This window comes from Bacillus cereus group sp. MG1, assembly GCF_040460035.1.
In the GTDB taxonomy this organism is placed as follows: Bacteria; Bacillota; Bacilli; order Bacillales; family Bacillaceae_G; genus Bacillus_A; species Bacillus_A cereus.
Window position 1 is genome coordinate 1,268,957 of record NZ_JARVGY010000001.1, and the last position, 21,737, is coordinate 1,290,693.

The window sequence follows — 21,737 nt, forward strand, 5'->3', positions numbered from 1 at the left end:
TTAAGCCCTCCTTTAAATATCTCTACTTAAGTACAATTCGTTTTTTTCTTATGTAATTCCTTCACAATCATTCTTTATTATATCCCCTTTTCCTCCTCTCATGTTAAAATTTGCCTCAAATAAAGATAGCGCATGTATTAAGCAAATCTCATCATGTTTTATAATCTCCTCCTCTGTTTTTAACATCATGACATCCCTTATTTTCCGGTACGTATAAGTTCCCACTTTACGCAAAACACCTATATAGCATAAAAATGTCATATATTCAGTAACTGCCACTTTCCATATATGCTTTGAAAAGTACGGAAGTATCCGCCTTTTCGTATACCTTTTTACATAACTACACACGTATTGAAGAGAAATACACTCTCCCACTGCAAGCTTCCCTATACACTTCATATATAGAAAAGCTTGCCATATAAATGGGTTTGTTTGTAAAGCAAATGCAGAAGGGAGTGGAACACCAATTTCAGAAGGAAAGCTTGCTGGGGTACATTTAAATTGATATAAGAGGCGTAATAATGACTTATAATTATAATTCCAAATCGGCAGGGCATTTTTGCGGAAGTAGTTCTTTCTCTTCTTCCACTCTTCACCCAATCTTTCTTTCCCGAAAGGAACGGGAGAAAAAAGCATTTCAAAAGTAGTCGTATCAGTTGGTAAATATATAGTATGTGAGAAAAAGACATTTGTAGAAAAGGGAGTGACAAATGCACATTTCATAAATGATTTTTGTTTCGGACAGAAGAAAATAAGAAGTGGCTGAGGATAAGATTGTAAGGAGAAAGCCATAAGTGAGGAAAATTTCATCCAATATGCAGATTGCTTTTTCAATTGATTTCCACCAACGATCCAAATGACCTGTATACCAGCTTGCCAATACGAATATGTTCTTTTGTACAGCTGCTCTATAGCGAGGTTTGCACATTGGTATTCAATTGCAATTTTTCTGCCCGCCCTCTCTACAAAAACATCTGGTCGTTGCTTAATTTCTGGAAGGTAGTACTCTATATCCACCTGAAAGTTTTGACGCTTGAACCATCTATATAACAATTCTTTACCGTGCATATGATACGTTGATTCCGCTTCATAAAAGGCAAGACATGAATCCACTTTTTTATGAGCAAAATGCCAACTTTTTTGTTTCCCTAATTTCATTTGCACTTCCTTTCCACAAGCTACACAAAAGAATCGTTCTTGTTGACGCATACGGCGCAAAAGCTTTTCATTACAATTATAGAGTAAATGAATTTTCTCTCCGTTTTCTCTTTTAGCGATAAATATCGTAATCACACCCTTTCAGCTCCTTATATTCTACAATTTGTTACAAATTCCTTTTAAAAAAGAGATATCCCAATTTCGGACATCTCTTTTTATAATAAAGGTGATAATAAGCGGTATGTTGATTCAACAATTCGTCTATGAAGACGTCTTTTATGAAAATGATCAACATGAATTTCACTTGATTCTTCTAAATCATCTTTAAAGTCTTGAACAAGTTTTCGAATGCTATCTGTATCATATAAAAAGGCATTTACTTCAAAATTCAAATGAAAACTTCTCATATCCATATTAGCTGTCCCAATTGAAGCTAAATCAGAATCGACGATGACAACTTTACTATGAAGAAAACCTTTTTCATATTCATATATCTTTACACCTGCATCTAAAAGCTCTGGGAAGTAAGATCTCGATGCGTAAAAGACAGTACGCTTATCCGGTTTACTCGGCATTAATAAACGAACATCAATACCAGCAAGTGCAGCAACCTTTAATGCGGATAAAATATCATCATCCGGAATAAAATACGGCGTTGCAATCCAAATGGATTTCCGAGCAGAAGCAATCATGGCAAAATATAAATGCTTAATCGTTTCCCATTTATTATCAGGCCCACCTGCAACAAGCTGCACGCCTCCCCAATGCTCCCCCTCAACTGCTTTCGCTTGTAAATATTCAGGGGCTAGCACAGCCTCACCAGTCATATAAAACCAATCTTGAAGGAAAATAAGCTGCAAACTTTGTACAGCTTCACCACGCAAATATAAATGTGTGTCTCGCCAAAAGCCGAAGTACTTATCCTTCCCTAAATATTCATCACCAATATTTAATCCACCTACAAAGCCTTCTTTTCCATCAATAATAACGATTTTTCGATGATTTCGATAATTAATTTTATCGTTTAAAATCGGAAAGCGTACAGGGAAGAACGGAATCATTTCGACTCCTGCATCGTTTAATTCTTCAATATACGATTTTGATAATTTAAAACTTCCAACCGCATCATACAAAAAACGAACGACTACGCCCTCTTTTGATTTTTGTATTAAAATATCTTTAATTTCCGTTCCAAGCTTATCATCACGCACAATGTAATATTCCATATGAATGTGATGTTTCGCTCGTTTTAATCCATCTAAAATGGCCTGAAACGTTTCATCTCCATTTGTTAATGTTCTCGTTTCAGTTTGAAATGAAATATTTAAAGCGCCTAAGCGATCCGCTAAACGAAATAACAGCTCTTGATGCTTATGATTGCGTAAAATCCGTTCTTCGTAATCTTCATGCCCCTTATATTGTAAAAACGCTTGTTCATCGAGCAACGCCTTCTTTTGGAACATTCTCTTCCTCCGAAAGTTCTGTCCGAATAATAAATAAGCGAAGAATCCAAATACCGGAAAAATACCTAACACAATGAGCCATGTAAGTGTTTTTGACGGATGACGGTTCTCTAAGAAAATAACGCAACCAATTAAAAACGCAGATACTGTAAATAAAATACTAATAATACCTAAAACCGAAACATCTTTTATCCCAATCACATCTGAATAAAATGCTACATCAATAAACATACGTAACGAAACAAATAATGCGAACAATAGCAGTATAAAGAAAATCAGCTTTAACGTATTTTTCATCTCTTACCTCCTAACTAAGAAAGCTTTCCTATTCTTCATATAAAAAGCCGATTTCATACTACAGAAATCGGCCTACGTTTTAGCAGGAAAATTATTGCGAATCGTTTCAAGCGCATGCTCTTTCACAATTTGTTTTCCATACTCACTTACACGATGAATTGTTAAAGTTGATTCTTCTCCATATTCTAAAATAATACTTAAAATACGATCGATTTCTTCTTCATCATGTAGCACTTCATCGAATTCCACATATACATAATAGCGGTTCTCAAATGAATACAGCTCATCTTTTATATCTTCAAAGATAAGACGATGACTTAATGAAATGACATCTTCAAAATCATTAAACTTAATTAAAAAGCCAAACGTACCATCTTCATTAAAGTTTGTTCCTGTTTGTTCTTCTACCTCTTCGACTAATTCTTGCTGGAATAATGATTCGATGCCTTCATCTAGAGGAATATCTATAATTTTGTCTACCCCTATCGGTAGTTCCAGCTTTTGCCCGTCCTTTGAAAGCTCTGCTTTCGTGACAAGTACTTCAATCCCTTTATCGACTGCTTGCACTTGAATCCATAACGGCCCATCAATAAAGAAATCGTCATGATCACGAGCTTCGTCCATCATCTCCCAAAAGAGCTCTTCACTTCGTTCGCGATCATACCAAATCTCTTCACGATTAAATCCTCTATCCTCTATATCAATGTACGTAATAAAAAATTTCATCGTATGATCATTAATTCTTTCAATATCCAAAATACAACTCTCCCTTCCTGCTTAGAATTGTTATGAAGGGATTCCCCACTCATATGACAAATCAATAGATTCTTGTACTCTCATTTTATGATAAGATTCTCCAGAATGGAAATAAAATCGATTTATTTTACAAAAATAGTTATATGCCTATCTTTACTCGATCAACTACGTAAATATATTATTATAGCGATTTCTTACTTACAAAAAATTTGGACATACATTTCCACATTCCCCCGTACACTGTAATAAAGTGAAACTTCTATTAGAAGAGATTATTTAACAACAACTTTCTTCATCACATACATATAGTTCGCTTATTAAAACATCATAAATGGAGGCAGACGAATGGACTTAGAGTTTTTAACATCCGTACTAATGATTGTCGGTATCGATGTTGTATTAGGTGGTGACAATGCAATCGTCATCGCACTAGCTAGCCGAAATTTACCTGAATCGAAACGAAATAAGGCTATTTTGATCGGTACTCTTTTAGCGATTGTACTAAGAATTGTCCTTACTATACTAGCTGTCTATTTACTCGACATTCCATTTCTACAATTGATTGGCGGGGTTTTACTTACATTAATTGCAGTCAATTTATTAACCGATAATAGCAACGATCTTTCTTCTATTCAAGGAAAAACAACTTTATTTCAAGCTGTGCGGACAATTGTTTTCGCGGATCTCGTTATGGGGTTTGATAATGTTATTGCCATTGCAGGTGCAGCTCACGGGAGATTTTTACTCGTCATAATCGGCTTACTCATTTCTATCCCGATTATTATTTGGGGCAGCAAACTTATTTTAATACTTATGGAGCGATTTCCATTCCTCATTTATTGCGGTGCAGCAATTCTTGCCTATACTGCAGGAAAAATGGTTACACATGAAGACAGACTTGCAACCTTTTTTCATAACAATCCAAGTTTCACTGCAAGCATTCCTTATTTGTTCATTTTCACTATTTTATGCATCGGCTTTATTGTACAACAAGTTCGATTACGCAATGTGAAACATTAAAAAAAACCTTCTACTATATAATAGGTAGAAGGTTTTCATATTATTATAATTAATTTACAAGACGTTGTGCTTCACGTAATTGGAACGTTCTTACTGTACGTGGTAAGAAACGACGAATTTCGTCTTCGTTGTAACCAACTTGAAGGCGTTTCTCGTCAATCATAATTGGACGACGTAAAATCCCTGGATAGTCACGAATCATCTTATATAAATCTTGAAGTGGTAAAGACTCTAAGTTTACATTCAATTCTTGGAAAACTTTCGAACGAGTAGAAATAATCTCATCCGTTCCGCTTTCTGTCATACGTAAAATCTCTTTAATTTCCTCAATCGTTAATGGATCTGAGAAAATATTACGTTCTGTATAGGGAATATGATTTTCCTCTAGCCATAATTTCGCCTTTCTACAAGACGTACAGCTTGGAGAACTATATAATGTTACCATACAAAGCTCACTCTCCTTAAAGAGTACAAATTCTGTACTAAATACAGTTTTAATTTCTAACTTCAGCAATTTTTCGTGATAACTTGTCTTATTGAAAAGTACAAAAATCACATTTCATGTAAGCAACAACTTATAATAAACAACAATTACTTTTAATAAGTAACTTCTATAATCATTATACAATAGATTTTGCAAGAAATATACAGTAAATTTCCTGCTAGTTGAGAAAACTCTCCCGTGTATTTCACTGCTATGTAACATGATTACGCTCATTTCAGCTGTACTTTAACAATAACTTTCAACCCTTTTACTACTCACTTCCCATAGATTTTTCATATAATATATAGTTATTTATCTATAATCTTCCCTATGAAAAAGAGAACGTTTTCTTACTTTTTCTTGATAAATCAATTAAGAAATGTAAGACTATACAAATGAGAATAAAAAGGAACATTTGTTCTTATTTTAACAAATATCCTCCCTCCTGTCTACATGATTTCTAAAGTAAATTAAATATTTTTCTGACATTTCTTTCTTTTTCATTTTTTATCTCATACAATAAACATACAGACAGGCAAAGGGGGAGTTTTCAAATGATTGCTTTTTTTATTGATTTTATTACGGTTGCTGCCCTCATCATCGGAATAACAGCATTGATTGGTGTCATTACAAATAGCATCGGCGAAAAGCTCTTTGGTGGAAAAGAAAAAATGAAGTTTGTTAACAAAAGTTTGGATGTACAATCTGGCTGGAACCAAGTTGGCGGAAAAGGCATTTATAAGAAACGAACGTATTAAAAAAAGCAGGTGATCACCTGCTTTTTTTTCTTATTTCTCTACTGACGCCCATTTAAAGCTTAAATCGCCGCCATATTTATGGTTATACATATTTTTAATTGAATCTCTTTGTAAATATGCTCTACCACGTTGATATACTGGAACGATCGCAGCATCATCAAGTAACATTTTTTCTGCTTCTAATAAGTTCTTCCAACGAGCATTTACATCGCTTCCATCTTTTTTCGCCTTCATAATGATTTCATCGTATTTTGGATTAGAGTACTTCATCTTATTTTGTGACCCATCTGTTACAAACATATCAAGATATGTAATTGGATCTGGGAAGTCCGCACTCCATCCAGAGAATGACATGACATAATCGCCCGCATCTTCTAATTTTAGTTTTTGTGCGAATGGTTGTTGTTTAATTTTTACTGTTAAACCTGGTAAATTCTTTTCTAATTCACCTTTTAAATATTCACCAGTTTTCTTTGATAACTCTACATCTTCATTTAATAATTCTAATTCGATTTCATTTTTACCAAGTTCTTTTTTACCAGCTTCCCAATATTTCTTCGCTTCTTTCACGTTTGGTTTTACAATATCCCCGTTTACAGCACGGAAATCTTTTTTATCTGGTCCTTTAATGAAGTTATCAGGAATTAATCCTGTCGCTGGCTTAGAACCGTTATTTAATAATGTATCCACGAATGGCTTACGGTCAAAAGCAAGTGAAATTGCTTTACGAATATTTTTATTTGCTAAAGCTGGATCTTTTTGATTTAAACGAAGGAAGAATACAGATGTATCTTCTACTGTTTGGAAATCTGGTTTTCCTTTATATTTATCAATAAACTCCGCTAATAACGACGCTCGATCAATTGCATTTGTTTCATATAAGTTAATTGGCGTAGATGTATCTTTTACAATATTAAAGTTTACTTCTTCAATCTTCACTTCTTTATTGTCCCAATATGACGCGCTCTTTGTCATTTTAAAGCTACGTTCATGTTGCCAATCACTTAATGTAAATGGCCCGTTATAAAGAGTTGTATTCGCTTCCAAACCAAACTTCGTACCTTGCTCTTTCACAAACTTTTCATTCACAGGATAGAAGATTGGATATACCATTAAATCTACAAGGTATGGAATTGAATTATCTAATTCCACTTCTAATATATAATCATCAATCGCCTTTACCCCTAATTGATCCGGACTCATCTCTTTTTTATTAATTTTCTCTGCATTTTTTATATCATACATAATGTACGCTGATTTCGCAGCTGTATCTGGGTTAATCGCTCTTTGCCATGCATATACGAAATCTTTTGCCGTCACAGGCTCACCATTTGACCATTTTGCGTCTTCACGTAATTTAAATGTATATTTTTTACCATCTTCTGATTTTTTGAATTCCTTCGCTACACCAGGAACTAGCTTATCATCTTTTCCTAAACTGTATAAGCCTTCCATCGTATTAGTCATTACTCTTGAAGAAACTGCATCAGCTGATAACGCTGGATCCATCGTTGGAATTTCTTGTGTTTCAATTAAGTTAATAACTTGCTTCGCACCGCTTTTTCCGCTATCCCCTTTAGCGTTTGCTTGCGATTCATCTTTTTGATAGCTACATGCCCCTAACATCATGCTCATCGCTACTGTTGATGCTACAAAAACTGGTATCTTTTTTTTCATACTTCCACCCTCCAAAAAAATGTTAACCCTTTCATTTTCAAACAAAAAGAAATATATATATGTTCTAATAATTCATATTATACACACAAATATATTTTTTGTATATTTATATTTCTATTTCATTAAAATTTTCCGTTAAAAAATATACCTTTGTAAACGTTTCATATTGCTGATTATTCATACTAAAGTGTTAAAAATAATATTTTTTTACACTTTTCTAAATTATCAGAGAAAAACGAATTTTATATCTCATAATATTTTATGTATAATTATCCTTTTGTTTTTATCATAAAATAGCACTCTCTTCATAATAAAAATATGTAGGCTAAAATGAGTGCAAAGGTTAAGAAAGTATGTTACGATACATTTTGCTAAAAATAGATATCGGTAAAGAGGGGACGGACATGGCAGCAATTCAGGCAAAAAACGGGCCTACTGAGAAATTAAGTTTATTCTTATTAACATGGCCTATTTTTCTAGAAGTTTTTCTTTTTATGTTAATGGGGATCGCTGATACTTTCATGTTAAGTGCATTATCAGACGATGCTGTATCTGGGGTTGGTGCAGCGAATCAATATCTTCATATTGCGATTTTGGTATTAGAAGTCATCGGGAACGGCGCTGCTATCGTTGTATCTCAATACCTCGGTTCCAAACGCTTTATGGAAGCATCTAAAATATCAGCATTAGCCGTCACATTAAATTTAATAGTTGGGCTCGTTATAAGCGCTGGTTTTCTTTTATTTTCGAAACATATGATGCTCGCAATGAACTTACAAGGCGATGTACTAACGTATGCGCAAAACTACTTATCTATCGTCGGAGGAGCCATCTTCCTACAAGCTATTATTAACTCATTAGCCGCAATTATCCGTGTACACGGTTTTACAAAGCAAGCGATGTTTATTTCACTCGGAATGAATATGATTCATATCGTTGGAAACTACGTACTCATTTTCGGGAAATTTGGTTTCCCTGAGCTCGGTGTACAAGGGGCTGCAATTTCTTCCGCTATCAGTCGATTGATCGCACTTATTGTTTTCTTCTGGTTACTATACCGCGTTATGGAATATCGTGTGAAATTACAATATTACTTCACTTTATCCAAAGAATACATTGGGAAAATTTTAAAAATTGGCATTCCATCTGCATTTGAACAAGTGATGTATCAAGCTTGTCAAATCGTCTTCCTTTATTACGCAACGTACTTAGGAACGGAATCATTAGCTGCTAGACAATACGCTACTAACATTTCCATGTTCACTTATTTATTTGCAATTGCAATTGGTATGGGAACAGCCATTATTATTGGCCGCCTCGTTGGTGGTGGCGAAAAAGATGAAGCATACGAACGCTTGTGGAAAAGTGTAAAATGGGCAATTGGTGTAACTTTATGTATGGTCGCTCTCGTTATTACATTCCGTACACAATTAATGGGACTGTTTACAGATAATCCGCACATTATCGGGTTAGGCGCAAGTGTTCTTTTACTAAGTGTACTACTTGAAACGGGACGTACGATGAACATCGTCATCATTAATTCGCTTCGTGCAGCTGGTGATGCAAAATATCCTGTTTTAATCGGTGCATTCTCTATGGTGTTAATGAGTTTACCACTAGGTTACTTTTTCGCCTTTCATTTAGATATGGGGCTCGTTGGTATTTGGCTAGCAATCGCCATCGACGAATGGACACGTGCCATTATTATGTTCTTCCGCTGGAAAAGTAGAGCATGGGAGCGTTATGCACTTGTTAAACCTGAAGAACAAGAGGAGAATGTTTCTGTTCAAGTTCAGTAATTTTGCATATGGATATCACTAATGATACATGAGATTTATATCGGCGATTCTTTAAATATATCGACTGACCGACAAATGTATACAATTCTTTTATATAGTAGAAAAGAGCCATCCTTCCATAACAGAAGAATGGCTCTTTTTCTTATTGATAAATCTCTTTATATTTCTTGTACTCCGCTTCCGAACATAGTACGAAATGTCCTGGGCGAATTTCACGCATTGTTGGTGCTTCACTACCATAATTATGCTGTGATGGATCATATACGATACGTTTACGATTGCGCTCATAATCTGGATCTGGAAGTGGAATCGCTGATAATAGTGATTTCGTATATGGATGAATTGGATTCGCATATAATTCATCACTTGTTGTTAACTCAACGATTTGGCCACGGTACATTACACCAATACGGTCACTAATGTATTTTACCATTGATAAATCATGGGCGATGAATAAGTATGTTAAACCTTTTTCTTTTTGTAGCTTTTTCAGTAAGTTTACAACTTGCGCCTGAATCGATACGTCAAGTGCTGAGATCGGCTCATCGGCAATGATAAATTCTGGGTCTACAGCAAGCGCTCGAGCGATACCGATACGCTGACGTTGTCCACCTGAGAATTCGTGTGGGAAACGGTTTGCGTGCTCTTTATTTAAACCAACTGTGTTTAATAGTTCATGAACACGGTCCATGCGCTCTTTTTTACTTTTCGCTAGTCCGTGAATATCGATACCTTCTGCAATAATATCCCCTACTGTCATACGAGGGTTTAATGATGCATATGGATCTTGGAAAATCATTTGCATTTTACGGTTGAATTTCTTCAGCTCTGCGCGTGATTTTTTACCATGTACATTTTCACCATCGAATAACACTTCACCAGCAGTTGCATCATATAAACGAATAATCGTTCTTCCAGTTGTCGATTTACCACAACCTGATTCTCCTACAAGACCAAATGTTTCTCCGCGGTAAATATCAAATGAAATATCATTAACCGCTTTGACAACACCACCACTCACGTCGAAGTGCTGCTTTACATTTTTTACTTCAATTAATTTCTCACGTTGTTTAGTCATGTTGTTCACCTGCTTTCATTTGAAGAATGCGTTTTTCAACGACTGCCGGCGGTTTTACTTCTGGAGCTTGCTCGTGAAGTAACCAAGTTGCCGCATAGTGCGTATCACTTACTTTAAATAAAGGTGGGTCCATTTCAAAATCAATTTTCAGTGCCTGTGGGTTACGTGGTGCAAAAGCATCTCCCTTTGGCGGCTTCAATAAATCCGGAGGTGTTCCAGGGATTGCATATAACTCTTCTTCTGAACCATCTAAACTTGGCATAGATGCGATTAAACCCCAAGTATATGGATGTTTCGGATTGTAGAAAATTTCATCTACAGTTCCAATTTCAACAACTTTACCAGCGTACATAACTGCCACTCGGTCCGCAACGTTTGCTACTACACCTAAGTCATGCGTAATGAAAATGATTGCTGCTTCTGTTTTTTGCTGAATGTCTTTCATAAGTTCTAAAATTTGCGCCTGAATCGTAACGTCTAGCGCTGTTGTCGGCTCATCGGCAATTAATAATTTCGGGTTACAAGCTAACGCCATCGCAATAACTACACGCTGTCTCATACCACCTGAGAATTGGTGAGGATATTGTTTTAAACGAGCTTCTGGATTTGGAATACCTACAAGGTCAATTAACTCTAAAGCAACTTTACGTGCATCTGCTTTACTCATCCCTTGGTGTTTAATTAGACCTTCCATAATTTGATTTCCAATTGTCATCGTTGGGTTTAATGATGTCATTGGATCTTGGAAAATCATCGCAATATCTTTACCGCGTACTTGCTGCATTTCTTTTTCTGTTAATTTTGTTAAGTCACGACCTTCAAATACGATTTCACCATTTTTAATGCGTCCAGGAGGATTCGGAATTAATCCCATTAACGCTTTAGAAGTAACTGATTTCCCTGAACCAGATTCTCCTACAATCGCCAATGTTTCTCCTTTTTTCAAATCAAAAGTAACGCCGCGTACAGCTTGTACTTCACCTGCATGTGTATCAAAGGAGACTTGTAAATCTTTTACCTCTAACAATGTTTTCATCTTTGCCTCTCCCCTCTTTTACTTACGCATTTTTGGATCTAACGCGTCGCGTAATCCGTCTGCCATTAAGTTAAACGCTAAAATTAATATACTGATGACAACCGCAGGGATGAACATCATATGCGGATACGTTTGAATAGATTTATAACCATCATTTACAAGAGAACCTAGTGACGCAAATGGTGGCTGAATTCCTAAACCGATGAAACTTAAGAACGCTTCACCAAACACCGCTGATGGAATTGTAAACATCGTCATTACGATAATAGGTCCCATTACGTTTGGAATTAAATGTTTCACAATTAATTGTGTATTTGTTGCACCTAATGTACGAGATGCTAATACATATTCTTGGTTTTTTAACTTTAAGATTTGTCCACGAACAATACGCGACATCCCTATCCAACCTGTAATCGCCATCGCAAGTGTAATTGACCAAATACCAGATCCCATAATGATTACCATTAAAATAACGATGATTAAGTATGGAATACCGTTAATAATCTCCATAATACGTTGCATAATGTTATCTACTCTACCGCCGTAGAATGCTGAAATACCTCCGTATGCAACCCCAATTACTAAGTCAATTGCTGCCGCTAAAAGAGCGATATATAATGATACGCGTGTACCTTCCCATGTTCTTGTCCATAAGTCACGGCCAAGGTCATCTGTACCAAACCAGAAGTACTCTTTAATATCACGTTTTTCATATTGGTCAACACCATATTGATCTGTACCGTCAAATGGTAACCAATGAACATTTTCAATAACTGGAATTTTTGGTGGTAATTTCGCACGACCTAAATCTTGCTCTTTATACGAGTGTTTACTTACCATCGGTCCAAAAATCGCTAATAGCGCAATGATAACTAACAATACAAGGCCAAGCATCGCACCTTTATGTTGGAATAAACGTCTTCTTACATCTTGCCAAAACGTTAAGCTTGGACGGGCAATGACTTCATTATCAACATTATTTTGATTGGCTTGTTGAAATAAATCTGGAGATAATTTTTGTACATCTTTCATCATTTTTTCCCTCCCGCTAAACGAATACGAGGATCAATAATTCCGTATAAAATATCGACAATGAAAATAACTAAAATGAAGATCGCACTATAGAAAATCGTAGTTCCCATAATAACTGTATAGTCATTTAAAGTAATCGATTTAACGAATTGTTCCCCAAGTCCTGGTACAGCATAAATTTGCTCGATAACAAGTGTTCCTGTAATTAATGCCGCAACCATTGGTCCTAAAATTGTTACAACTGGAATTAACGCGTTACGAAGTGCATGTTTGACAATGATAACGCCTTGGCTAATTCCTTTCGCTTTCGCTGTTAAAATGTAATCGGCTTGCATAACTTCAATTAATTCTGCACGAGAGAAACGTGCGATTGTCGCGATAACTCCCATCGATAATGCAATTGTAGGCATTACAGTAAACTCTGGTCCTTTCCAGAATGCTACTGGGAACCAGCCTAGTTTTACCCCTACGAAATATTGCAGTAATGCGGCGAATACGAATGATGGTACCGACATTCCGAGTACCGAAATAACTGTTGCACTATAATCTACCCACGTATTATTACGAAGTGCGGCAACAATACCTAAAATTAAACCGATAAATGTTCCTAATATAATCGCTTGTAAACCTAATTGGGCTGATGGTCCAATACGATCCACAATCATGTCTGTTACCGGGCGGTTATCATATTGGAATGATACCCCTAAATCACCTTTTGCTAAGTTACCTAAGTAACGTGCATATTGAACTGGTACCGGATCATTCAATCCGTATTTTTCAAGAATGATTTCTTTTTGTGCCGGTGATAGCTTCTCCTGGTTTTTAAGCGGAGAACCCGGAAGTAATTTCATCAAAAAGAAAGTCATTGTAGTAATTAAAAATAATGTCAAAGCCATGTACACGAAACGTTTTAATACATAACGTCCCATAGTCAAGCACCTCCCCGTTTTTCTCAAAAGCAATAAGATAGTTTAAAATATTCTTACTTTTATTTTTTTAAAATAAGAGCATATGCCCATCATAGGCATATACCCTTGTAAACGATGGAAAAAAAAGATTATTTTTGTTCAACAGATGCCCATTTGTAAGTTAATTTACCACCATAGTTAATTGGGATAATATCTTTTACGGCACCTTTTACTACATACGCTGAACCTTTTTGGAAGATTGGAGTGATAACTGCATCCTCTTTAATTAACATCTTCTCTACTTCTAGAAGGTTGTCCCAGCGAGCTTGTAAATCTTTTGTATCTGTTTTAGCTTTTAGGATTAACTCATCATATTTCTGATTAGAATACCCTGTTTTATTTTGAGAACCATTCGTAACAAACATATCTAAATATGAGATTGGATCTGGGAAATCTGGTCCCCAAATACCAAACGCAATATCATATTGCTGAGAATCTTCTAATTTATTTTTTTGTGCGAATGGTTGCTGTTTAATTTTAATTGATAAACCTGGTAAGTTCTTTTCCATCTCACCTTTTAAGAATTCCCCAACTTTTTTAGCATCTTCATTATCAAAGTTTAAGAATTCTAGTTCGATTTTATCAGTTCCAAGCTCTTTCTTCGCTGTTTCCCAAAGCTTTTTTGCTTCTTTTGGATTTGTTTCAACTAGCTTTCCATTTTCAGCTCGGAAATCTTTTTTATTTGGACCTTCAGCGAAATCTTTTCCAACAAATCCGTAAGCTCCAATTGCGCCGTTATTTAAAATAACTTTTGCAATGTTATCACGGTCAAAGGACATTGAAATTGCTTTTCTTAAGTTTTTATTACTTAAGTACTGATTACTTTGATTAAATCTTAAGTAAGCAACCCCTGCCTCTTTTCTTGTTTGGAACTCTGGGCTTTTTCTAAACTTATCAACAAATTCAGACGTTAAAGCCGCCCGATCAATCGCGTTTGTCTCATATAAATTTACATCAGTTGCTGTATTTTTTACAATATTAAAGTTGATTTCTTCGATTTTAACCGTTTTATTATCCCAATATGAAGGATTCTTCTTGAATTGGAAACTTTGTTCATGTTTCCAATCACTCATAACGAATGGACCGTTATATAATGTTGTATTTGCCTCTAAACCAAATTTATCACCTTGTGCTTTTACAAAGTTTTCATTTAGTGGGTAAAATACTGGATAAACTGTTAAATCGATAAAGTAAGGAACGGGATTGTCTAATTCTACTTCTAATGTATAATCATCAATCGCTTTTACACCTAATTGGTCAGCAGGTAATTCTTTTTTATGAATTTTCTCTGCATTTTTAATATCGAACATAATGTATGAATACGTTGCTTTTGTATCTGGATTTACTGCTCTTTTCCATGAATACACAAAGTCTTTAGCTGTTACAGGTTCCCCATTCGACCATTTCGCATCTCTTCTTAATTTAAATATGTATTTCTTCCCATCATCTAGCTTTTCGACATCTTCTGCAACTCCAGGCATTCTCTTTTGGTCTTTGCCAATACGATATAAACCTTCCATCGTATTATTTAATGCTGTAGAAGATGAAGAATCAGATGCTAATGATGCATCCATTGACGGAATTTCAGATAACTCTGTTAAATTAAGAATCTGTTTTCCGTTACTACTACTCGTAGCGTTCTCTTTCCCTTTTGCTTTTGCGTCATCTTTTTGGTAGCTACACGCGCTAAGCAACATACTTGCAGTTAAAGTTGATGCAAGTAATAACGGTATCTTTTTCTTCATGTTGTGTTGCCTCCCCTAATTGCACTTCCTGTACCCTCACTTGTTAAAAAGTAGAATTGAAAGAATAATCTCCAAGTTTCTACAATTTTCATTATACATATAATATAACAATTGTGAATATAGTTTTTTGTTTTTTTGTTAAAATTTTTAATAAAATATTTATATTTTAAATTTTTCGTAAAGGGATACATTAACATTGCTACCATCATCTTAAAATCAGACCTTTAATTGCGTATAATTTTCAAAAAATTAATCCTAGTACTTATTATAGCTTTTATAGTATAATAATTCTAGTAATATTTTGACGGAGGGGAATATTTTGAATAAAGTTTTTTTTCATACTTGTATACTAATTTTTATAGCGATGATTGCTTCTAGTATTGGCGCATTCCTCATTTCATCTCAATTTTTGTTGAACTTTGTCAACATTTTGTTTTATATTGCACTGTTTTTTATTCTTATCGGCGGTTTTTTATACATATTTCAAAATGGTTTTTTCAATGTAACCATTTACGCATTCCAAAGAGTATTTGGTACGAACAAAAAGATTGACTCTTTAATTGAAGAAGTCGAGGAACCTACAGATAAGAAAGAACGTATTTATAAAACATATTCATTCAAATGGACATATCCAATTTGTATTACAGGTATCTTCCTTGGGTTGTTCTCGACCCTTATTAGCTTTACTATTTTGATGTAGTTTGCAAACACTATCCCATATGATATAATAATCAGCAAAACATTTTGTTATAAAACTTTAGTTCTTTCATATTAAAAGAGCTCAAGTAACAATAAATAAATTTATATGTATGCGATGATAAAGAAGAGTACATATTGAGGCAATTTCAGAGAGCTTGTGGTTGGTGTGAACAAGTAATTGTACAGTATGGAATGGGCTTTTGAGCACCAAACCGAACCGAAAGTAGTAGGCTTTGGCGTTATATCCTAACGTTATTATGGATTAGAGAGATTTCACAGTAGTGAAATAATTAGGGTGGTACCGCGGTCCATTCGTCCCTATAGTTTTTGGGATGAATGGGCTTTTTTGTTTGCCTTCTCTCCCCCCCATCACGCATTCAATTTTAGGAGGAATTACTTATGTCAGTTATCTTTTCTGGTATTCAGCCAAGTGGAACGATTACACTTGGAAACTATTTAGGCGCAATGAAGCAGTTTACAGAGCTTCAAAATGAACACGACTGTTATTTCTGTATTGTAAACCAACATGCGATTACAGTACCTCAAGATCCCGTCGGACTTCGTAAAAACATCCGCAGTCTTGCTGCACTTTATGTAGCATGCGGCATCGATCCTGAAAAAGCTACTTTATTTGTACAATCAGAAGTACCAGCACACGCTCAATTAGGATGGATCATGCAATCTGTTGCTTACGTTGGAGAATTAGAACGTATGACGCAATATAAAGATAAAGCTTCGGGTAGAGATTCAGTTCCAGCTGGATTACTTACGTATCCACCATTAATGGCTGCTGATATTTTACTTTACAACACTGAAATCGTACCAGTTGGTGATGACCAAAAGCAACATATGGAATTAACACGCGACCTAGCAGAGCGTTTCAACAAACGCTTCCGTGAAGTGTTCACAATTCCTGAAATTCGTATTCCAAAAGTAGGCGCTCGCGTTATGTCATTAACAGAACCTACGAAGAAAATGAGTAAATCTGATCCGAATCCAAAATCAATGATCAGTATGCTTGATGAACCAAAAACAATTGAAAAGAAAATTAAGAGTGCTGTTACTGACTCTGAAGGTATTGTGAAATTTGATAAAGAAAACAAACCTGGTATCTCTAACTTATTAACAATCTACTCTTCATTCTCTGGAAAAACAGTTGAAGAAATTGAAGCAATGTACGAAGGAAAAGGATACGGCGACTTCAAAGGCGACCTAGCGCAAGTAGTCGTAGAAGCAATTCGTCCAATCCAAGACAAATATAACGAACTAATCAACTCACCAGAACTAGACGAAATTCTAGACAAAGGTGCAGAAAAAGCAAACCGCGTTGCATTCAAACAACTACGCAAAGTAGAAAACGCAATGGGACTAAGCAGAAAACGTAGGTAACATATAAAGTGGAAGCGGCTCGTTCAGCTCTGACTGGCTAAGGTTCTTTCGCATAAAAGGAGCTTTTTTCCTTCTTATGCGGAAGGTTCTTAGACACGAAGAGCTTGCCGCTGGAGCTGGATTACATATAAGGTGGAGGCGGCTCGTTTAGAATGTGAGGGGGATGGAGCTCCTGACGTAGAGGCGCTTTTTGCCTCGCAGGAAGGCGCGAAGCCACCGAACATTCTTGCCGCTGGAGCTGGATTACTACAAAATTAAAAAACCGCCAATTGGCGGTTTTTTAATTTACCTTTTGCTCATTTTCCATTTCCCATAACTTTTCAAAAAATGGCTGTCCTTTTACGAGACGCTCGCATAATTGTTCATGCTTATCAGACCAGCCTGTTTTCGCTTCATCATACAGCTTAACCCAAATATCTTCAAATTCCATATGTTGAACCATTCCATATGCTGATGGATCCCACTCTGTGAACCAATAGCGAATTTCTGCTGTATTTTTCGTTGTATGTAATTGATCTAACGCCATAAATAATAATTGTTTTAGCTGTCTTTCTTTACGAGTCAAGCCATTCATAATGAAAGGCGATGGTGATAAAATGTGATGTTCTTTTTCTGTTTCTTCTACTTGGAACTCATACTTTTCTGCTTGTACGTTTTCTACCATCTCATATACCATCTGCTCTTGGCGTGGTATAAGTCTGCTTTTGCGAATTGGTACATTGTAACCAATTGTGTCAATCGCAATAATTCCTTTTCCATCTGTAACAACAAAGCAATACTCTTGCTGCAAACGTTCATGATTTTTACGAATATAAGCCTTATGATGTACGTCTTCCAGCATTTTTTGCGGAAGCTCTAACAATTCGTTCTCGATGTAATGATATAATGTGGCATCTACTTTTAATAATGGCACTTGATCTAATAGCTCAATCGTATCATCTTTCCGCCATTCGTAAAAATGACAAACGTTATACCCATTTTCTTCACCTTCAAACCAATTTACCCATACATCATGTAGATATAACATTCACTACCCCTCACTTCACTACTGTTTGTACCAATCATTATGTTCATTTTTGCTTAACTTTATTCCACTTGAGGAAATATATTCTAATTATTATTTTTTCTTCTATTAATACTAAAAAAACAGGAAATAGAACTCCTGTTTTTTTATATATGAAATGTACTTGCTTTATTCAATATTTCTTTTGCATCTATAGATAATAAAGAAAGTGTATCTTCTCCTTCCAAAGTTACACAATCTTTGACAATATGAAATCCAAGCGCATAGCCAAGCATCTTCGGATAAGAGTGAAAGCCATTTAATAAGATGTCATGTTCCCTTGTTCCTCGTTTTATACTTATTCTTTCATGTACAATATTTTTCCAATAATAAATAGCCTCTTCCTTTGAAAGATACGCCGTCCACGGTGCATTGTTTTTTTCTGTATACCTTTCTGTTACTGCTTGTTCAGCTAGCCCTTCCATAATCATCGTATCAAGTAATGTATATTCTGTTTCTTTCGTCTCAATTTGATGTAACCTGCATATGTGATGATATTCATGCGCTAATAACACTTTTAATTCTTCTACCGAATTCCGTCCACATACGAATAAGAAAATAACATGACGCATAGATAATCCAGCCCTACCGTTATACTCTTCTTGTACAGTTCGATTATAGGAATCTGATAATAAAATAAAGACAGGGACATCTGGACCTTTTAACCAGTTTTTCAGTTTATCATACTCCAGGCTCAATTCTTTCCAAATTTCCTTTTCCTCTAATTCTTTAATTTCCTTTTCTCCGCGCATAATCGGGCGATACATCCCTTTTGAAATTAAAAAGCGATACAACCTTTCTTTTGGCAACGGAATATACTTCGTAAATTTCTCACAAAGTTTTTCTGGCCGCCCATAATATAAATGTAGCCATTCAGCTGTTTCAACAATCCCCATCTTTATCCCTCCTTTTTCTTATGTATATGCTACAGGAGAAAAAGGCGTAAAAATAAATAAGGAGTTTTTTCGCAATATATTGCGAAAAAACTCCTTATTTCATCTATTATTTATACGATTTAAATACTAACACTGCGTTATGACCACCAAATCCTAATGAGTTACTTAATACTGCATTTACTTCTTGGTGTCTCGCTTGATTCGGTACGTAATCTAAGTCACATTCTGGATCTGGTGTCTCATAGTTAATTGTTGGCGGAATTACTCCGTCTGTAATTGATTTAATAGAGAAAATCGCTTCAACAGCACCAGCTGCTCCTAATAAGTGACCTGTCATTGATTTCGTTGAGCTAATCGCTACTTTATACGCGTGCTCACCGAAAGTTTCTTTAATTGCCATCGTTTCATATTTTTCATTCGCATCCGTACTTGTACCATGCGCATTAATGTAATCAATATCTTCTGGCTGTAGGCCTGCATCAGCTAAAGCTTGACGCATTGCACGCACTCCGCCTTCACCACCAGGAGCAGGCATTGTAATATGGAACGCATCTCCAGTTGCACCATAACCAGCAATTTCCGCGTAAATGTGAGCACCACGCGCTAATGCGTGCTCTAATTCTTCAAGAATTAGAATACCTGAGCCTTCACCCATTACAAAACCGCTACGGTTTTTATCAAATGGACGGCAAGCCGTTGCTGGGTCTTCATTAAATGTTAATGCTTTCGCTGAGCTAAATCCTGCGAATGCCATACTTGTTAGCGGTGCTTCTGCTCCGCCTGTAATCATTGCATCAGCATCACCACGCTGAATTGCTTTAAATGCATCACCAATTGAGTTTGCACCAGATGCACAAGCCGTTACAGAACAAGTGTTAATTCCTTTTGCTCCTGTTGCGATTGATACTTGACCTGCTGCCATATCCGGAATCATCATCGGTACGAAGAATGGGCTCACGCGGCGTGGGCCTTTCTCAGTAAAAATCTTAAATTGTTCTTCGTATGTTTCCATACCGCCAATACCTGATCCAATCCATACACCAATTCGAGGTCCGTTTTCTTCTGTAATTTCAAGCTTTGCATCTGCAACTGCCATTTTCGCTGCTGCTACTGCATATTGTGTAAAGCGGTCCATACGGCGCGCTTCTTTTTTATCAATATATTTCTCGACTTCAAAGTCGTTAATTTCTGCTGCTACTTTTGCTGGAAATAGTTCCGGATCAATTCTTGTAAGTCGTCCGATTCCAGATACACCCTTTTTAATGTTTTCCCATGCTGTTTCAACATCTGTTCCGACCGGTGTAACAGCTCCTAGTCCTGTAATTACGACCCTCTTTTTTTCCATACAAAATACACTCCTTTTTTTCTCTCAGTCCTTATTTACCCCAACGAAGAGCGACTGCTCCCCATGTTAATCCGCCACCAAAACCAACAAGTATAATTAAATCACCATCTTGAATACGTCCATTTTGCAATTCCTCTACCATTGCAATTGGAATTGAAGAAGCTGATGTATTACCAAACTTTTCAATTGTCATACTCATTTTTTCTTGTGGTAAATTTAATCTCTCTCTTGCAGATTCCATAATACGAATATTCGCTTGATGCGGTACTAAGAAATCCACATCCTCTTTTGTAAGACCAGCCTTATCCAGCACGCGAAGACAAGATTCACCAAGTTGACGAACGGCAAATTTAAAGACTTCTCTGCCATTCATCATAACATACTCGTCTTGATATAGATGCTTACCGCCGCTTCCGTCTGCTCCTAATTCGAAAGATAGAACGCCTCTTCCTTCTGAAACTGCTCCCATTACGATAGCACCGGCTCCGTCTCCAAATAATACCGCTGTATTTCGATCATTCCAGTCTACAATTTTAGATAGCTTATCACTACCAACTACTAATACGTTTTTATAAGTCCCCGTTTGAATAAATTGCTGCGCTGTAATCATTCCGTACATAAAACCAGCGCATGCTGCACCTACATCCATTGCAGCTGCATGTTTCGCTCCAATCGCTTCTTGAATGACACAAGCTACTGCTGGAAACGCACGATCTGGTGTTACTGTCGCCACTAAAATAAGATCGATATCTTCTCCGCTAACCCCTGCATCTTCAAGTGCTTTTTTTGCAGCCTCTACGGCCATATATGAAGTATCTATTGTATCATCGGCAATGCGTCTTTCTGCAATTCCCGTTCTCGTACGAATCCATTCATCGGATGTATCCATTATTTTTTCTAAATCGTGATTTGTGACTACTTTTTCTGGCACATATCTTCCGATCCCTAAAATGCCCACGTTCACATCGCAGCCCTCCGTTTTATATCAATTATTATGACTTGGTACTAATTTTAAAACATAAATGTATTTTTGTCTAGAATATATTTCGCATAAAACAGAAAGCTAACGCATTA

Annotated in this window: 19 protein-coding genes and 1 other annotated feature; of the genes, 5 read left to right on the forward strand and 14 right to left on the reverse strand. The window is 36.0% G+C overall.

The window, feature by feature from the left end:
- Positions 1 to 48: 48 nt before the first annotated feature.
- The 3 genes from QCI79_RS06480 to mecA all read right to left on the reverse strand — a co-directional run bounded on the left by QCI79_RS06480 (position 49) and on the right by mecA (position 3,674).
- A complete protein-coding gene (locus QCI79_RS06480; protein WP_000628331.1) occupies positions 49 to 1,293 on the reverse strand; it encodes a competence protein CoiA in 1,245 nt (414 codons plus the stop codon).
- Between the two features lie 80 nt (positions 1,294 to 1,373).
- Positions 1,374 to 2,918: a cardiolipin synthase gene (locus QCI79_RS06485; protein WP_000799197.1), complete on the reverse strand. Its 1,545-nt coding sequence runs from the start codon at positions 2,916 to 2,918 to the stop codon at positions 1,374 to 1,376.
- A gap of 72 nt (positions 2,919 to 2,990) precedes the next feature.
- The gene (gene mecA, locus QCI79_RS06490; protein ID WP_000350716.1) at positions 2,991 to 3,674 is read right to left on the reverse strand and encodes an adaptor protein MecA; all 684 of its coding nucleotides are present in this window, start codon (positions 3,672 to 3,674) and stop codon (positions 2,991 to 2,993) included.
- A 345-nt stretch (positions 3,675 to 4,019) separates the two neighbouring features.
- Here mecA and QCI79_RS06495 point away from each other — a divergent pair, with 345 nt between their 5' ends.
- On the forward strand, positions 4,020 to 4,694 hold the full coding sequence (locus QCI79_RS06495) for a TerC family protein (protein WP_000362615.1): 675 nt from the start codon (positions 4,020 to 4,022) through the stop codon (positions 4,692 to 4,694).
- A gap of 49 nt (positions 4,695 to 4,743) precedes the next feature.
- Here the strand turns inward: QCI79_RS06495 and spx are convergent, their stop codons facing one another.
- Positions 4,744 to 5,139, reverse strand: a complete 396-nt coding sequence (spx, locus tag QCI79_RS06500) for a transcriptional regulator Spx (protein ID WP_000258267.1) — start codon at positions 5,137 to 5,139, stop codon at positions 4,744 to 4,746.
- 593 nt (positions 5,140 to 5,732) lie between these two features.
- Here spx and QCI79_RS06505 point away from each other — a divergent pair.
- A complete protein-coding gene (locus tag QCI79_RS06505) occupies positions 5,733 to 5,936 on the forward strand; it encodes a hypothetical protein (RefSeq protein ID WP_000559971.1) in 204 nt (67 codons plus the stop codon).
- Positions 5,937 to 5,966: 30 nt separating this feature from the next.
- Here the strand turns inward: QCI79_RS06505 and QCI79_RS06510 are convergent, their stop codons facing one another.
- On the reverse strand, positions 5,967 to 7,613 hold the full coding sequence (locus QCI79_RS06510; protein WP_000727248.1) for a peptide ABC transporter substrate-binding protein: 1,647 nt from the start codon (positions 7,611 to 7,613) through the stop codon (positions 5,967 to 5,969).
- 353 nt (positions 7,614 to 7,966) lie between these two features.
- On the opposite strand from QCI79_RS06510, the gene QCI79_RS06515 reads away from it, so the two are divergent.
- Positions 7,967 to 9,412, forward strand: a complete 1,446-nt coding sequence (locus tag QCI79_RS06515) for an MATE family efflux transporter (RefSeq protein WP_002100828.1) — start codon at positions 7,967 to 7,969, stop codon at positions 9,410 to 9,412.
- 142 nt (positions 9,413 to 9,554) lie between these two features.
- Here QCI79_RS06515 and QCI79_RS06520 read toward each other — a convergent pair whose 3' ends face one another.
- From QCI79_RS06520 to QCI79_RS06540, 5 genes are all read right to left on the reverse strand, one after another.
- Positions 9,555 to 10,490 carry an ABC transporter ATP-binding protein gene (locus tag QCI79_RS06520; RefSeq protein ID WP_000166348.1) on the reverse strand — a complete coding sequence of 312 codons (936 nt, stop codon included), beginning with the start codon at positions 10,488 to 10,490 and terminating at the stop codon, positions 9,555 to 9,557.
- The gene (locus QCI79_RS06525) at positions 10,483 to 11,526 is read right to left on the reverse strand and encodes an ABC transporter ATP-binding protein (RefSeq protein WP_000854346.1); all 1,044 of its coding nucleotides are present in this window, start codon (positions 11,524 to 11,526) and stop codon (positions 10,483 to 10,485) included. Before QCI79_RS06525 ends, QCI79_RS06520 begins: the two co-directional genes overlap by 8 nt.
- 18 nt (positions 11,527 to 11,544) lie before the next feature.
- Positions 11,545 to 12,561 carry an oligopeptide ABC transporter permease gene (opp3C, locus tag QCI79_RS06530; protein WP_000974106.1) on the reverse strand — a complete coding sequence of 339 codons (1,017 nt, stop codon included), beginning with the start codon at positions 12,559 to 12,561 and terminating at the stop codon, positions 11,545 to 11,547.
- On the reverse strand, positions 12,558 to 13,487 hold the full coding sequence (opp3b, locus tag QCI79_RS06535) for an oligopeptide ABC transporter permease (protein WP_000534172.1): 930 nt from the start codon (positions 13,485 to 13,487) through the stop codon (positions 12,558 to 12,560). The genes opp3C and opp3b overlap by 4 nt, the downstream gene beginning before the upstream one ends.
- Positions 13,488 to 13,615: 128 nt before the next feature.
- Complete coding sequence (locus tag QCI79_RS06540) at positions 13,616 to 15,271, reverse strand: peptide ABC transporter substrate-binding protein (protein WP_000727219.1); 1,656 nt, start codon at positions 15,269 to 15,271, stop codon at positions 13,616 to 13,618.
- 319 nt (positions 15,272 to 15,590) lie between these two features.
- On the opposite strand from QCI79_RS06540, the gene QCI79_RS06545 reads away from it, so the two are divergent.
- On the forward strand, positions 15,591 to 15,971 hold the full coding sequence (locus tag QCI79_RS06545; protein WP_001044997.1) for a DUF3899 domain-containing protein: 381 nt from the start codon (positions 15,591 to 15,593) through the stop codon (positions 15,969 to 15,971).
- A gap of 105 nt (positions 15,972 to 16,076) precedes the next feature.
- Positions 16,077 to 16,293: a binding site (T-box leader), on the forward strand.
- 76 nt (positions 16,294 to 16,369) lie between these two features.
- On the forward strand, positions 16,370 to 17,359 hold the full coding sequence (gene trpS / locus QCI79_RS06550; protein ID WP_000110985.1) for a tryptophan--tRNA ligase: 990 nt from the start codon (positions 16,370 to 16,372) through the stop codon (positions 17,357 to 17,359).
- Between the two features lie 280 nt (positions 17,360 to 17,639).
- Here the strand turns inward: trpS and QCI79_RS06555 are convergent, their stop codons facing one another.
- The 4 genes from QCI79_RS06555 to fabH form a co-directional block, all read right to left on the reverse strand.
- The gene (locus QCI79_RS06555) at positions 17,640 to 18,386 is read right to left on the reverse strand and encodes a YjbA family protein (RefSeq protein WP_000966128.1); all 747 of its coding nucleotides are present in this window, start codon (positions 18,384 to 18,386) and stop codon (positions 17,640 to 17,642) included.
- 143 nt (positions 18,387 to 18,529) lie between these two features.
- Positions 18,530 to 19,318: a DUF2268 domain-containing putative Zn-dependent protease gene (locus QCI79_RS06560; protein WP_000513275.1), complete on the reverse strand. Its 789-nt coding sequence runs from the start codon at positions 19,316 to 19,318 to the stop codon at positions 18,530 to 18,532.
- Between the two features lie 106 nt (positions 19,319 to 19,424).
- Positions 19,425 to 20,663 (reverse strand): beta-ketoacyl-ACP synthase II, encoded by a 1,239-nt coding sequence (gene fabF / locus QCI79_RS06565; RefSeq protein ID WP_000412656.1) that lies wholly within the window; start codon positions 20,661 to 20,663, stop codon positions 19,425 to 19,427.
- Between the two features lie 31 nt (positions 20,664 to 20,694).
- Positions 20,695 to 21,627, reverse strand: coding sequence for a beta-ketoacyl-ACP synthase III (gene fabH, locus QCI79_RS06570; protein ID WP_001100533.1), 933 nt, complete (start codon positions 21,625 to 21,627; stop codon positions 20,695 to 20,697).
- Between the last annotated feature and the right edge of the window lie 110 nt (positions 21,628 to 21,737).